Genomic DNA, 13,379 nt, shown 5'->3' on the forward strand with positions numbered 1-13,379 from the left:
GAAGAAGCCCAATCACCCAAGACACTCAATCACTCGCCGGAATCGAGCTCTTTCCTCGCAGCGTTTCCAATCTGTTGCTGTTCGGTGCGGTATTCACCGGGTGATTGTCCGGTCTCTCGCTTGAACACCGCGCCCAGACTTTCCTTGTGACTGTAGCCAGCCAGCGGAGCGATCTGCTCCAAGGTCATTTCGGTTTCGGTCAACAGTTGCCGGACGCGTTCCAACTGCGTCATCGTGATTTGTTTGTGTGGGGTGTGACCGAGCACATCGCGGAACCGCCGCTCGAGCTGTCGGCGAGACAAAGTGGTGAACTCCACCACGTCACCGACGTTGATTCCCGTGCACGCATTCTGACGAATGAAACGACAAACCCGTGCCAACTCCGCATCCTCCACCGCAATCACTTTGGTCGAGAGTCGCTCGGTAACGGAGATCGGAGTGATTCGCTCCACCTCTTTGTCTGGTACCCAGCCCGCCATCATTTGCTGCAAGATCTCCGCCGCACGGTACCCGGCGAGCTCGGCATCGGGTCGCACACTTGATAGGGGCGGGTCACAGATCGAACAAATCGTGTCGTCGTCATCCACACCGATCACCCCGACATCATCGGGCACCGCGATGCCTGCAAACCGACACGCGTTGAGAACTTGTTGTCCACGAATGTCATTGCAAACAAACAACCCGGTGGGACGCTCCAACGTCGACAACCACTCGCCCAGAGATTCCTGCTCCACCACACCGGCACGTTCCAATTCTGTCAACGTGATTCCAGGTGCACCGGGGGATTGGAACTCGGTGAACGGGCAGCCTGCGTCTTGCACCAACTTTCGGAACGCAACCAGGCGAGCATCCGAATAGGTGGCGAAGCGAAATCCACAAAAAGCAAAACGCCGAAAACCGCGTTCCCAAAGATGCTCAAAAGCCATCTCGGCTACGCGTTGATTGTCGGCCTCCACCTGAGGGACACCGGTGAACTTTCGGTTGCATCGCACGTCCACAATGGGAACCCGCAACTGACGAAGCGGATCAATGGAGTGATGATCAAGTCGGGCAATCACGCCATCCACGCGAGTCCCTGAAATCCAGTCCGGGACCCCCGCATCAATCGTCATCTCCTCGTGCAAGAGAGACCAATTGCCTTTGGTCCTGGCATACAACGCGATCCCGCGAAGCAGCCCGCGACCGTAGGCCCGAGAGACTTCCACCAACAATGCAATTCGAGGTCGATTGGTCTGAGTCATGGACGCTTTTCTCCCAGGCCGACACGAGGCTGCAAACCAAACCACGAACGACGCAAATGATTGCCAACCCGACACACATGCCGAGCTCTATAGGCCACGACGATCCTACCAGAACCGAAACGCACCGCAAATCACGACCGTCAACATTCCGGCTTTTTCGCCTCCCCTCCCGCAGGAGGGCGACGCAATCCCATAGTTACCCGACTCGAAAACACACTGCGAAGCCCAGACTTTCGAGGGGCCCCAATGTGATCGCAGGTGTCTTCAATTCGCGTTCCGACGCAAACGGACCTGGAAAAGCGTTCACGCTCATCGAGCGCCCGGCACATGCAGTTCGGCGAAAAACGGAGGCCGATCGGGTTGGCAAACGGCCCAACCCTGAGTCAGAGTGGACGTGGCCTCCGCCCATTCACTCTCGTCTAGGAATCGTCACGTGCTCCCCATCCGTCGCTCGCCCCTTCGCTGTTTTCGCAATGCCGCTTGTTTGTCCATCGCGGTTCCAGTGCTGGCAGTGGCCTGTTCAATGATGGCTGGACTGCCGCTTGCTTCTGCCGTCGAAGGCCAATGGCCCAAGTTTCAAAACGGCGGCCTTTTGTCCATCGACACAACGCTGCCGACGGAGTGGTCGCCGGAGCAAAACATCGCGTGGACAGCCGACATCATTGGCTACGGTCAATCAACTCCGATCGTGGCCCACGATCAAATCGTGGTGACCTCCACCAGCGGTGAAAACAAGGACCAGTTCCACGTGCAGTCGTTCGCGATTGAAACCGGTGCACTGAACTGGCAAGTCGACCTGGCCAATCCGTCGCCGTTTAAAAATTCGCCGATGGTCAGCCGAGCGGCGCCCAGTGCCGTTGCCACCGCAGAAGGCTTCGTTGCGTTTTGCGAAGGCGGTGTGTTGCTGGCGATTTCGCCTCAGGGTGAAACCCAGTGGAAACGTGACTTGGTCGCTGAGTACGGACCAATCGAAGCCCGACATGGATTGTCAGCTTCTCTCGAGGCCGACTCCCAACACGTTTTCGCTTGGGTCGAACGTGGCGAAGACCCTTACATCTTGGCAGTGTCCCCAACGACCGGCGAAACGATCTGGAAAACAGAAGGTTTGGGCGCGACCTCCTGGGGATCGCCGCGATTGGTTCCTGTCGCTGGCGGTGAACACCTGGTTTGCAGCGCCAGCGGCAAACTGGTGGGACTGAATCCATCCACGGGCGAGCGACTCTGGGAGTTCACCGACCTGTCCAACAACACGTCCTGCACACCCACCATTGTCGGCGAAGGTCGCTTCCTGATCGGAGCCTCCGACGGGCGGGGTGAAACCAACGCAGGCGCCGCAGCGGCCAGCAACGGATTGATCGAGATCACCCTCGGCGAAGACGACCAATTCCAAGCCGCCTTTGCCTGGCAAGCCGAAAAAGCAACCAGCACGTTTGGCAGCCCCATCGTCGCCGGGAACACCGCCGCGATCGTCAACCGAGCCGGAGTGCTGTATCGACTGGACCTCGAAACCGGCGAACAAGTCTCTGCGAAACGAACCGACGCGGGCGGCATCTGGGCAACCCCCTTGGTCGCGGGCGACAACCTGTACCTGTTCGGCTACAAGGGCACGACCAGTGTGTTTTCTCTGGCCGACGGCAAAGCGATCGCAGAGAACCGATGCTGGCCCGAGGGCGGCGACGACGAGAAAACGCCCGGTTTTGGCGGCGGGAACGTGCTGTACGCGGCCGCTCCCGCAGGCAATCGCTTGCTGATCCGACGCGGCGACAAACTTTTCGCGATCGGTGCGAAGTCGAAGTAGACGGAGCAATGCCTCCACCGCTGGCGAACTTCTTTTTCGCAAGCGATGTTGACGCAAATCACCAAATCGCTACCATCCTGAGAACCACTCGCAATAAGCGAATGGTTTTGATAGCCAGCAAGCGATGCCAAGCGGCCGAAGTCCGCGTCGAGTGATCGACGCCCCTTTCGCGCCGCGGTGACGCCAGCCAGCCATGACCCGATTGTCTCGAAATCCTCTCGAGGCACTGCTTTCGTCATCCAGGTTGGCCCTATGAAAAAGATCTCTGAAGAAACTCTGCAATGCGCTTGGCTCGCTCATCTCAGCGGCGCATCCGATCAAGTCATCCAGCTTCTCGCGTCAGACAATGTCCTGGCGCAAACGCACGATGAGGTCGAACCCGCCGTGCTGCTTGGTCTCGCGCTGCATGAAGTCGGACGGACGCTGGAAGCAGCCGACGCGATTGAAAAAGCCAGCTTGCTCGGGCCGATCCCCGATGAAGCACGGATCACGTTGGCATCCTGTTATGCGCAACTTCGCCGCATCGACCTGGCTCGCGAGTTGTACCTGGAACTCGCACTCAGCCGACGGCTGGAGGCGGACCTCATGCTCAAGGTTGCCGCCGGCCTGGCAGCGATCGATTCGCCTCAACTGGCCATGAAGGTCTGCGAGTGGATCACCGAGAAAGACGACTCGGTCGGACAAGCGTACTACGACATGGGCGTGTACTCGGCTCGCTGTGGCAACGCGTTGTACATCAGCGAAGCATTGACACGCCGTGCCCTCCAACTCGACACAGGCAACTTTCACTACCGAGTCGGACTGGCAGCGCTGTTGATTCAATTGCAGCGTGACGGCGAGGCACTCGAGATCGCGCTCACTTTCACGGTCGATCAACTGCAACACGCAACATGCTTCAGTTGTCTGCAACGGATTGCAGACTTGTTGAATCGCCATCAACACACTGATTTGGCCGTTGCCTGCCAAGCACAATCCGACGTCCTCCGAGCCAAACGCGACACCAACCCGATCCACTGAACCAAATTCCTACTCAGCCTTCACCATGAACGATTCTCTCTCCTTCGCTCAGCTCGAATTCGAAGCGGGCCGCTTTGCTCATGCCATTCAGTTCGCCCAATACGCTTTGGTTGAAGCCCCAGACAACACGGACGCCCTGACGCTTTTGGGGATGGCCAGCCTTTGCATTGACGAAGTCGACGAGGGCATCGATGCACTGGAACGCGCTGCGCTGCTACGTCCACTGCCTCGCGTCGTTCAAATTGAACTGGCGATCGCCTACGGGTCGGCGGGAAGACGCACACTCTCCAAAGATTTGCTGATGACGATTGCGACGTCGGGCAAGGTCAGCAGTTCGGAACTCCTTCGAATCGCAGCGGGCTTGGAAGCGATCGACCAACCGCGTTTGGCAATGGAAGCCTGTCGCCAAGCCGGCATCCTGACGCCGGAACGCCCCGAAGTTCACTACCAAATGGGTTACTACGCCGAGCAATGCGGGCATCCGGCTGAGATTTGCGAATCACTGCTCCGACACGCCATCGGACTGGATCCACGCAACGTCCACTTTCGAATCGGCCTGGCGTCACTCTTGATCCGACTGTCACGACAAGACGACGCCATCAAGGTTCTTGCTCCCGTGATCCCTGATCGCCTGGACGAAGTGCACTGCCAGTGCTGTCTCAAGCGCATCGCGAACCTGTTCTTCGACGCCGGCGATGTCCCACGAGCACGCTTGAGCGCGTCGCGATTGAAAAAACTGACCGAAGGCAACCCGGTGCCGCAACAACACCACATCGCCTGAATCCTTGAGCTTCCAAGCGCACACGCCGAGAAGACGCGCGGCAATCTCAACGCAGAACGATTTGACCGACGGCAAAACAACACACTGAGCAAGCCTGATAAGCCAGGCACCCAACGCGCAAAGATCGCAGTGGATGCGTGCCCAAGAATTCTGACAGGACTTGTGGGTACTGACACCCCTCCGCATGCGAGCAATTCGTTCTTGTTGCGCATTTAATCGGGTGAGTCCCACTTGTTGCGGAACCAACTTTGTGGATAACAGGTCTACGTTTTGCACATCTCCCCACGGATTGGATCCTCCCGTGAGATACGCGTTTTGGCTCACCTTCGCATTGATTGCGACCTGGCTGCTCTGGTCGGGACACTTTGACAACCCGTTCTTGCTTGGACTCGGGGCGTTGTCGGTGTTGGTCAGTCTCACCATCTCGTTGCGGATGAAGATCGTCGACGAAGAAGGGGCTCCCGCTCAGCTGGGCATTCGGCCCTTTGTGTCTTACGCACCTTGGTTGGCCAAGGAAATTGTCCAGAGCAACTTGGCCGTCGCAAAGATCATCTTGTCTCGCAAGATGAAGCTCAAACGCAACCTACTCACGATCACATCGCATCAAAAGTGCGAACTTGGGCGAGTCATTCTGGCGAACTCCATCACGCTGACCCCCGGTACCGTTTCGGTGCAAATGGAAGGCGACAAGATCTTGATCCACGGTTTGAATCTTGAAGAGACCGAGGAAGACATGTCCGGTGAAATGGACGATCGCATCTGCCGCTTGGAGAAATCCAAGTGATGCTTCCCAACGGCGTGTTGCCGATGATTCTGGCCGCCAGCGAAACCGCCACCCATGCGGCTCATTCCACTTCAGGACGTGGCCACGCCAGTTCCTCGGATCTGCATGAGATGCTGAGTTACTCGTCCCATGCGTTCCATTTGAGTCCGACGCACCACGTGATGATGGCCACCTCGGCGGCCGTCTTGATCACGATGACGCTGGCACTGATTCGTGCGATGGCCGGCCCCACGGTGTTCGACCGAGTGCTGGCATTGAACATGTTCGGAACCAAAACGGTGCTGTTCATTTGCGTGGTCAGCTTCGTGACCGCACGCACGGATTTCCTCGATCTCGCCTTGCTCTACAGCCTGATGAATTTCATCGGCATGGTCGCTCTGCTGCGTTTCACTCAGTATCGCAGCTTCGGTGAGGAACCCGCCTGATGAAAGGTGACTCATGATCGCATTGGAAATTGCAAGCTGGTTCTTTCTCATCGCAGGAGCCATTTTCTCCATCATCGGTGGGATCGGCATCATTCGCTTGCCCGAGTTTTTCTCACGGATGCACGGTGGTGGCATCACGGACACGATGGGTGCTGGGTTGATCATGATTGGGCTGCTGTGCCTGGCGGGCCCCACCTTGATCGCCGTCAAACTGCTGTCGATTTTGTTTTTCTTGACCATCACCAGCCCCAGTTCCTGTCACGCACTGGCTCACTCCGCACTGATTCACGGCGTCAAACCCGAGCTGGACGTCAAACAGAATTCCAACCGCACAATCAACACGCCCGCCGCCCCGCGTGATGGAGACGTCTCATGATGAACTGGGTCGTCTTTGCCATCCTGGCGTTGCTGGCACTGACCGCCGTGACCGTCGCACGATTGCGACAGTTGTGGGCGGCGGTGATGTTCACCGGCATTTATAGTTTTCTCAGTGCATCCTGGATGATGATCCTGGACGCACCCGACGTGGCGTTCACGGAAGCCGCCGTTGGCGCGGGCATCTCGACCGTTTTGATGCTCAGCACGCTGGCACTCACCGGCGAACAAGAACAACCGACCAAACGATCTCCCCTGGTGCCACTGTTGGTGGTCACGATCACCGGCGGAGCACTGATTTACGGAACGTTGGACATGCCGCACTACGGCGACCCCAACGCGATCGTGCACCTGCACCCCGACCCTTCCTTTGTGGAACGTTCTCTGGAAGACATGCACGGTTTACCCAACGTGGTCACGGCTCTGCTGGCGTCTTACCGGGGTTATGACACTCTCGGCGAAACCACTGTCGTTCTCACAGCTGGAATCGCGGTGCTGCTGATTTTGCGTCGCGATGAGATGGAACGTCCCGCGATTGCAAGCCGAGCCAAACGACGCAAACGGAAGGCCAGCGCATGATCAAGTTCCCCATCATTCGCGTGATCACCAAGCTGCTGATCCCGTACATCTTGCTGTTCGCATTTTATGTTCAGTTCCACGGTGATTACGGACCCGGCGGCGGCTTCCAAGCCGGAGTGATCTTTGCTTCCGGTTTGATTCTGTACGGCTTGGTCTTTGGGCTCGACGCGATCAAACGGGTCGCTCCCCCGATCGTGATCGAGAAGCTGATGGCCCTGGGTGTGTTGGTTTATGCCGGCACCGGCTTCGCCACCATGCTGCTGGGCGGCAATTTTTTGGACTACGACGTTTTGGAACACTCCTTCAATCACCAGTACCTGCCCGGCGGACAACACCTGGGAATCTTTGTGGTGGAAGTCGGCGTGGGAATCACAGTGACCTCGGTGATGACGATGATCTTCTATGCCTTCGCCAGCCGGAGTCGATTCGTATGAACGGTCCAGCCATGGAACAAGTCACAGGGCTTTACAACTACTGGATCGTGATCGTCTTGATGATGACCGGGTTTTACATCGTGCTTGCGCGACGCAACCTGATCAAATCCGTCATCGGGCTCAACATTTTCCAGACCTCCGTCTTCCTGCTGTACGTGACGATGGGCAAAGTCCGCGGCGGAACCGCCCCGATCATCCCGCCAGAAGTCGCGGCGGCGCAGGCCGAAGCGATGCACGCCTCCGGTCACGCAGAGCAAGCGACGCACGCCCTGGGAACGGTTTCGGAAGAAATCGTGGGCTCACACGCTGGGCATGCGGAACTCCCCGGTGCGGAAATCATTTACTCCAACCCCTTGCCCAGCGTGCTGATGCTGACGGCGATCGTGGTTGGCATTGCCACCACGGCACTCGCATTGGCCCTGGTCGTTCGGATTCGTGAAGACTACGGGACGATTGAAGAAGATCGCATTCTGGAAATCGATCGCGCCGATGGATTGCCGGATGACGACGACGAAGATCAATGGATCGATGCAGAAGCTCATTCACTGGCCGGGAGTTCCCCTGACAACCCCACCGATTCGGAGTCAGTGAATTGACGGAACACCTCCCGATCCTATTGATCGTGTTGCCGCTGGTCGCGGCACCACTGTGCGTGATTTTGCATCAACGAACGGCCGCCTACGCTCTCGCATTGCTGGTCAGCTGGATCACGTTTGCGATTTCGATTGCGTTGGTCGCGCAAGTCAACCAAACCGGAGTCATCCGCTACAACCTAGGTGGCTGGGCGCCGCCGTACGGCATCGAATACCTGGTCGATTCTCTGTCATCGTTTGTGATGATGTTCGTCTCAGGAATCGGTGCGATCGTGCTGGTCTACGCACCCAAGTCCGTTGATGACGAAATCGCTCGTTCCAAGCACTATCTGTTCTACGCAACTTATCTGTTGTGCTTGACCGGATTGCTGGGCATGTGCGTGACCGGTGACCTTTTCAATGTCTTTGTGTTCTTGGAAATTTCATCGCTGTCCTCCTACGCCTTGATCAGCCTGGGGAAAACCAGACGAGCCCCGCTGGCTGCGTTTCAATATCTGATTCTCGGCAGCATCGGTGCGACCTTCATTTTGATTGGCATCGGGTTGCTGTATCAGATGACGGGCACGCTCAACATGGCCGACATCGCCGCCCGCGTGCCGCACGAAGACGGCCCTCGAACGGTCTTGGTCGCCTTCAGTTTTTTGGTCATCGGGTTGTGCGTTAAAATGGCGGTGTTCCCGCTGCACACTTGGTTGCCCAACGCTTACACCTACGCACCATCCGTGGTGACCTGCTTCATTGCGGCGACGGCCACCAAGGTTTCGGTGTACGCATTCATCCGAGTGATCTTCGGAATCATCACCCCCGGTTTTGCCTTTGATTACTTGCCGCTCGACACAGAGCTGACCATTTTGGCTTTGGTGGGCATCTTTGTCGCCTCGACGGCCGCCATCTACCAAGCCAACGTCAAACGCTTGCTGGCTTATTCCAGCGTGGCTCAAATCGGTTACATGATTCTCGGAATCAGCATGGCGACTCCGGGTGGCCTGACCGCTGGCATCGTCCACATGTTCAATCACGCTTTGATCAAAGGCGGGTTGTTCATGATCGTCGGTTGCTTCGCGTTGCGACTGGGCAGCGTCAAACTGGAAGACTGGAAGGGTGCCGGCAAAACCATGCCCTGGACGTCGCTCGGATGGGCAATCGGAGGGTTGGCATTGATCGGTGTTCCAGTGACAGCAGGTTTCATCAGCAAATGGTTGTTGCTGACCGCTGCGATGGAAAAAGGCATGTGGCCGGTGGCGGTGCTGATGCTGTTCAGTTCGTTGCTGGCAGTCGTCTACGTTTGGCGAGTGGTTGAAACGTTGTACTTCAGTGAGCCCACGGCCAAAGTCCTGCGGGCCAAGGAGGCTCCGCTGGGAATGTTGATCCCCACCTACGTCGTCTTGGCGGGAACGTTTGTGTTTGGTGTTTGGACCACCTACTCGGTCGACCTCGCCGCCGCAGCCGCCGCGGGATTGTTGGGAGCCACACCATGACCGATTCAATGCAAATCTGGGTGTCGTTGCTGCTGCCGCTGATCGCGTATGTCTTGCTGACTCTGACTGGCAAATCGCCCAACGTTCGCGAAGCCTGCACGCTGACCGTCGCCACCATTCTGTTTCTGTTGACGTGCCGATTGTCCAGCGATGTGTTCGCGGGAGCACGTCCCGAATGGACGTGGGGCGAATGGCTGCCCGGGTTCCAGATCGCCTTCAAAGTCGAACCGCTTGGAATGTTGTTCGCCCTCGTTGCCTCGGGGCTTTGGATCCTGACAACGATCTACGCAATCGGCTACATGCGTGGGCACAATGAAGGCAACCAAACTCGATTTTATGGCTGCTTTGCCTTCGCCATTTTCGCGGCACTCGCTGCCGCGTACGCGAAGAATCTGTTCACGCTGTTTGTGGCTTACGAGATCATGACGATCTCGACCTACCCGTTGGTGACTCACCACGGCAATGAAGAAGCCCGCAACGGCGGCCGCGTTTACCTCGGAATTCTGCTGTCCACCTCGATCGCGTTTTTCATGCTTGCGATCGCCTGGACCTACACCTTGGCTGGCACACTGGATTTCACGCTCGGCGGGATCCTGGCCGGTCCAGTGGCCGACGAAAAGATCTCCATCGTGGGCCTCGGCATTTTGCTGGCCCTGTTTGCTTTCGGAATCGGCAAAGCCGCTTTGATGCCGTTTCACCGCTGGCTGCCCGCGGCGATGGTTGCGCCGACTCCCGTTAGCGCCTTGCTGCACGCGGTCGCGGTGGTCAAGGTCGGCGTGTTTTCGGTCCTCAAAGTCGTCGTTTATATCTTCGGCTTGGATCTGCTCACGGGCTCCGGCGTGAACCTTTGGCTGGCTTATGTCGCTGGTTTTTCGCTGGTCGTCGCTTCCTTGGTTGCCATGACGAAGGACAACCTGAAGGCACGGCTGGCCTATTCGACCATCGGCCAGCTCGCTTACATCACCCTCGGTGCCTTCCTGGCAACGCCCAGCAGCATCATCGGTGGGGGGATGCACATCGCCATGCACGCGGTCGGCAAAATCACGCTGTTCTTCTGTGCTGGTGCGATCTATGTCGGTGCCCACAAAAAAAACATCAGCGACATGCGTGGCCTTGGCCGTCAGATGCCGTTCACGTTTGGTGCCTTCCTGCTGGCCTCGGTCAGCATCATTGGATTGCCGCCCGGCGGTGGTGCTTGGAGCAAATGGTTCTTGGCCGTCGGGACCGTGGAAACTCACCAGTACTTGCTGACCGCTGCCCTGATGTTCAGCTCGCTGCTCAACATCGCCTACTTGATTCCGATTCCGATGCTCGCGTTCATGGGCAAACCCAAAGCAGATGACGCATCCGGTCATGACACCCACCATCACGCACCCACCGATGGGATTCACGAAGCCCCGATGATGTGCGTCGTCCCGCTGTGCATCACCGCGATCGGCAGTGTCGCACTGTTCTTCGCTGCCGACTGGATTTACGAAGCCCTGTTGCCGATCACGCAGACGCCGAACTCATGAGCCACACACCTCCCTCCGACCCCAGTTGGTTCGAACGCCCCCAAAACATCCACAGGATGATCATCGGCTTGGTGGTCGTTTGCGTGCTGTTGGTTCTCGCAGATTTGTTTTACGAGAACCCACACCCACACTTTGGCAAAGTCGAAACGTTCTTCGGCTTTCAAGCTTGGTTTGGCTTCATCGCATTTGTGACGGTTGTGTTCCTGGGAGCGATGCTTCGTCCGTTGATCAAGAAACCCGAAGGCTACTACGACCCGGAACCTGAGAACGAATTCCCCCGTTTGGATCGCCCCGAAGACAACATCAACCCAGGAGACGAAGCATGAGTTTCCTATCTGCTTTGCCACCCGGATGGCCGATGATCGTCGGTGGTCTGTTCCTTTGGTTGCTGCCTAAACGAGCGCAAGCCGCCGGTGCACTCAGCCTGGCGATTCTCAGCACCTTGCTGTTCTGGTTCACACCAGTTCTGGCTGCCGATGAAACGGCAAAGACGTTCACGATGCTCGGTGCTGACCTGCACCCCATTCGCGTCGATTCGCTCAGCCGTCCGTTTGGGTTGGTGTTCCACATCGCCGCCATCGTGTCCGCGATTTATGCGTTGCACGTTCGCGACACGCGTCAACACATCGCTGGCATGGTCTACGCTGGCGCCGCCATCGGAGCCTGCTGTGCCGGTGACTTGATGACCCTGTTCGTGTTCTGGGAACTCACCGCCATCAGCAGCGTGTTTCTGGTTTGGGCATCGGACACTCCCGCCGCCTACCGCGCGGGGATGCGTTACCTGATCATTCAAGTCGGCTCGGGTGTGCTGTTGCTGACCGGAGCGGTCATCCAATACGTCGAAACCGGCTCGTTGAAATTTGAATTGTTCGTCAGCGAAGGACAAACGCTGTTCGGCGACAGTTCGATTTCGCCCGCGGCTTGGTGCATCCTGTTGGCGTTTGCGATCAAGTGTGCCTTCCCATTGCTGCACAACTGGTTGCAGGATTCTTACCCCAAAGCGACCGTGACCGGCACTGTTTTTCTCAGTGCGTTCACGACGAAACTCGCCATTTATTCGCTGGCCCGTGGCTTCGCTGGTTTTGATCCGTTGATCACGATCGGCTGCGTGATGACGTTGTTCCCGATCATCTTCGCGGTCATCGAAAACGACTTGCGGCGAGTCCTCGCGTATTCCCTCAACAACCAATTGGGCTTCATGGTCGTGGGGGTGGGGATCGGAACGGAGCTTGCCATCAACGGAACGGTGGCCCACGCGTTCTGTCACATCATCTACAAATCGTTGTTGTTCATGTCCGTCGGTGCCGTGTTGTTTCGCGTTGGCACCGCCAAAGCAACGGAACTGGGCGGACTGCACAAATCCATGCCTTGGACCACCGTGTTCTGCATGATCGGTGCGGGAGCGATCTCGGGATTCCCGTTGCTCAGCGGTTTCGTCAGCAAATCCATGATCATTTCCGCCGCCGGCGAAGAGCACATGTTCGGCGTGTGGATAGTGTTGTTGATCGCCTCCGCCGGGGTGATGGAGCACTCAGGAATCAAGATTCCGTTCTTTGCCTTCTTTGCCCATGACAGTGGAAAACGAGTCAAAGAAGCTCCGTGGAACATGTTGCTGGCGATGAGCATCGCGGCCTTCGCCTGCATTGCCTTGGGCATCGCTTACCCCTTGCTGTACCGGTTGCTGCCCTTTGATGTGGAGTACCACCCGTACACGATCACCCACGTGGTCACTCAGCTACAACTGTTGCTCTTCGCTGCACTGGCTTTTGTCGCCTTGATGAAATCGGGCCTGTACCCGGCGGAGCAACGCGCCGTGAACCTGGACACCGATTGGTTCTATCGACGACTGATCCCCAAAGCCACACGCGGCGGCCAGGTCGCAATCGAATTGGTCGACCAGACGCTCCGTCACGACTTTTTGCTGACGCTGCGAAGTGCTCTGCGGATGGTGCAGCGATCGTTCAACGTCAACGGATTGATCGGCCGAACCTGGTCCACCAGCACGATGGCATTTTGGGCGGCGACGCTGCTGGCGATCAGTTTGGTGCTGTACTACATCTGATCGTCTCACTTTCGCTTGAAAACGGGTGCCAACCTTTTGCACCCGCCGCCGGACGACAGTCAAACGATCGGTGTGACCCTCGCCATGAAATGGCTGGCCAGAGAGAAACGGTGGGGACGATCGCTCTAAGCAGGTCGGCAGGAGTCTTTCGGCATTTGGACTGTTTCGGTAATCGTTGTTGCCCCCACGTACAACCGGGGCTAACGCCCAAACGGCTCACATGATTATGCCCGATCATTCCTGCTTACAATGGGCTGATTCTGCAAACGTCAGCCCATTCTGAAAACGACTCTCGATC

The 13,379-nt window shown here is 57.4% G+C and carries 14 protein-coding genes; 13 read left to right on the top strand and 1 reads right to left on the bottom strand.

Going from position 1 to position 13,379, the window contains the following annotated elements; translation table 11 throughout:
- Positions 1–29: 29 nt before the first annotated feature.
- A complete protein-coding gene (locus tag RISK_RS27285) occupies positions 30–1,241 on the bottom strand; it encodes an AraC family transcriptional regulator (RefSeq protein WP_102017683.1) in 1,212 nt (403 codons plus the stop codon).
- 535 nt (positions 1,242–1,776) lie between these two features.
- Here RISK_RS27285 and RISK_RS27295 point away from each other — a divergent pair.
- The 13 genes from RISK_RS27295 to RISK_RS27355 all read left to right on the top strand — a co-directional run bounded on the left by RISK_RS27295 (position 1,777) and on the right by RISK_RS27355 (position 13,081).
- Positions 1,777–3,039, top strand: a complete 1,263-nt coding sequence (locus RISK_RS27295; RefSeq protein WP_047817589.1) for an outer membrane protein assembly factor BamB family protein — start codon at positions 1,777–1,779, stop codon at positions 3,037–3,039.
- Between the two features lie 252 nt (positions 3,040–3,291).
- A complete protein-coding gene (locus RISK_RS27300) occupies positions 3,292–4,056 on the top strand; it encodes a tetratricopeptide repeat protein (RefSeq protein ID WP_047817501.1) in 765 nt (254 codons plus the stop codon).
- A gap of 25 nt (positions 4,057–4,081) precedes the next feature.
- Entirely contained in the window at positions 4,082–4,837 is a 756-nt protein-coding gene (locus RISK_RS27305) for a tetratricopeptide repeat protein (RefSeq protein ID WP_047817502.1), read from the top strand.
- 301 nt (positions 4,838–5,138) lie between these two features.
- Positions 5,139–5,621, top strand: coding sequence for a Na+/H+ antiporter subunit E (locus tag RISK_RS27310; protein WP_047817590.1), 483 nt, complete (start codon positions 5,139–5,141; stop codon positions 5,619–5,621).
- The gene (locus RISK_RS27315) at positions 5,621–6,046 is read left to right on the top strand and encodes a monovalent cation/H+ antiporter complex subunit F (RefSeq protein WP_236696788.1); all 426 of its coding nucleotides are present in this window, start codon (positions 5,621–5,623) and stop codon (positions 6,044–6,046) included. The genes RISK_RS27310 and RISK_RS27315 overlap by 1 nt, the downstream gene beginning before the upstream one ends.
- Before the next feature lie 13 nt (positions 6,047–6,059).
- Entirely contained in the window at positions 6,060–6,422 is a 363-nt protein-coding gene (gene mnhG / locus RISK_RS27320) for a monovalent cation/H(+) antiporter subunit G (protein ID WP_047817503.1), read from the top strand.
- Positions 6,422–7,000 (top strand): DUF4040 domain-containing protein, encoded by a 579-nt coding sequence (locus RISK_RS27325; protein WP_047817504.1) that lies wholly within the window; start codon positions 6,422–6,424, stop codon positions 6,998–7,000. The genes mnhG and RISK_RS27325 overlap by 1 nt, the downstream gene beginning before the upstream one ends.
- Entirely contained in the window at positions 6,997–7,434 is a 438-nt protein-coding gene (locus tag RISK_RS27330) for a Na(+)/H(+) antiporter subunit B (RefSeq protein WP_047817505.1), read from the top strand. The genes RISK_RS27325 and RISK_RS27330 overlap by 4 nt, the downstream gene beginning before the upstream one ends.
- A gap of 11 nt (positions 7,435–7,445) precedes the next feature.
- Positions 7,446–8,030, top strand: coding sequence for a sodium:proton antiporter (locus RISK_RS27335; protein WP_236696769.1), 585 nt, complete (start codon positions 7,446–7,448; stop codon positions 8,028–8,030).
- Complete coding sequence (locus RISK_RS27340; protein ID WP_047817507.1) at positions 8,027–9,505, top strand: monovalent cation/H+ antiporter subunit D family protein; 1,479 nt, start codon at positions 8,027–8,029, stop codon at positions 9,503–9,505. The genes RISK_RS27335 and RISK_RS27340 overlap by 4 nt, the downstream gene beginning before the upstream one ends.
- A complete protein-coding gene (locus RISK_RS27345) occupies positions 9,502–11,019 on the top strand; it encodes a proton-conducting transporter transmembrane domain-containing protein (RefSeq protein WP_047817508.1) in 1,518 nt (505 codons plus the stop codon). Before RISK_RS27340 ends, RISK_RS27345 begins: the two co-directional genes overlap by 4 nt.
- On the top strand, positions 11,016–11,345 hold the full coding sequence (locus RISK_RS27350; RefSeq protein ID WP_047817509.1) for a hypothetical protein: 330 nt from the start codon (positions 11,016–11,018) through the stop codon (positions 11,343–11,345). Before RISK_RS27345 ends, RISK_RS27350 begins: the two co-directional genes overlap by 4 nt.
- Positions 11,342–13,081 carry a Na(+)/H(+) antiporter subunit D gene (locus RISK_RS27355; RefSeq protein ID WP_047817510.1) on the top strand — a complete coding sequence of 580 codons (1,740 nt, stop codon included), beginning with the start codon at positions 11,342–11,344 and terminating at the stop codon, positions 13,079–13,081. The genes RISK_RS27350 and RISK_RS27355 overlap by 4 nt, the downstream gene beginning before the upstream one ends.
- Positions 13,082–13,379 lie beyond the last annotated feature (298 nt).

The organism is Rhodopirellula islandica (genome assembly GCF_001027925.1).
In the GTDB taxonomy this organism is placed as follows: domain Bacteria; phylum Planctomycetota; class Planctomycetia; order Pirellulales; family Pirellulaceae; genus Rhodopirellula; species Rhodopirellula islandica.

Coding starts and splice junctions, on each gene's coding strand:
- RISK_RS27285 (WP_102017683.1), bottom strand. CDS start 1,241: ATGACTCAGACCAATCGACCTCGAATTGCATTGTTGGTGGAAGTCTCT.
- RISK_RS27300 (WP_047817501.1), top strand. CDS start 3,292: ATGAAAAAGATCTCTGAAGAAACTCTGCAATGCGCTTGGCTCGCTCAT.
- RISK_RS27305 (WP_047817502.1), top strand. CDS start 4,082: ATGAACGATTCTCTCTCCTTCGCTCAGCTCGAATTCGAAGCGGGCCGC.
- RISK_RS27315 (WP_236696788.1), top strand. CDS start 5,621: ATGCTTCCCAACGGCGTGTTGCCGATGATTCTGGCCGCCAGCGAAACC.
- mnhG (WP_047817503.1), top strand. CDS start 6,060: ATGATCGCATTGGAAATTGCAAGCTGGTTCTTTCTCATCGCAGGAGCC.
- RISK_RS27325 (WP_047817504.1), top strand. CDS start 6,422: ATGAACTGGGTCGTCTTTGCCATCCTGGCGTTGCTGGCACTGACCGCC.
- RISK_RS27330 (WP_047817505.1), top strand. CDS start 6,997: ATGATCAAGTTCCCCATCATTCGCGTGATCACCAAGCTGCTGATCCCG.
- RISK_RS27335 (WP_236696769.1), top strand. CDS start 7,446: ATGGAACAAGTCACAGGGCTTTACAACTACTGGATCGTGATCGTCTTG.
- RISK_RS27345 (WP_047817508.1), top strand. CDS start 9,502: ATGACCGATTCAATGCAAATCTGGGTGTCGTTGCTGCTGCCGCTGATC.
- RISK_RS27350 (WP_047817509.1), top strand. CDS start 11,016: ATGAGCCACACACCTCCCTCCGACCCCAGTTGGTTCGAACGCCCCCAA.
- RISK_RS27355 (WP_047817510.1), top strand. CDS start 11,342: ATGAGTTTCCTATCTGCTTTGCCACCCGGATGGCCGATGATCGTCGGT.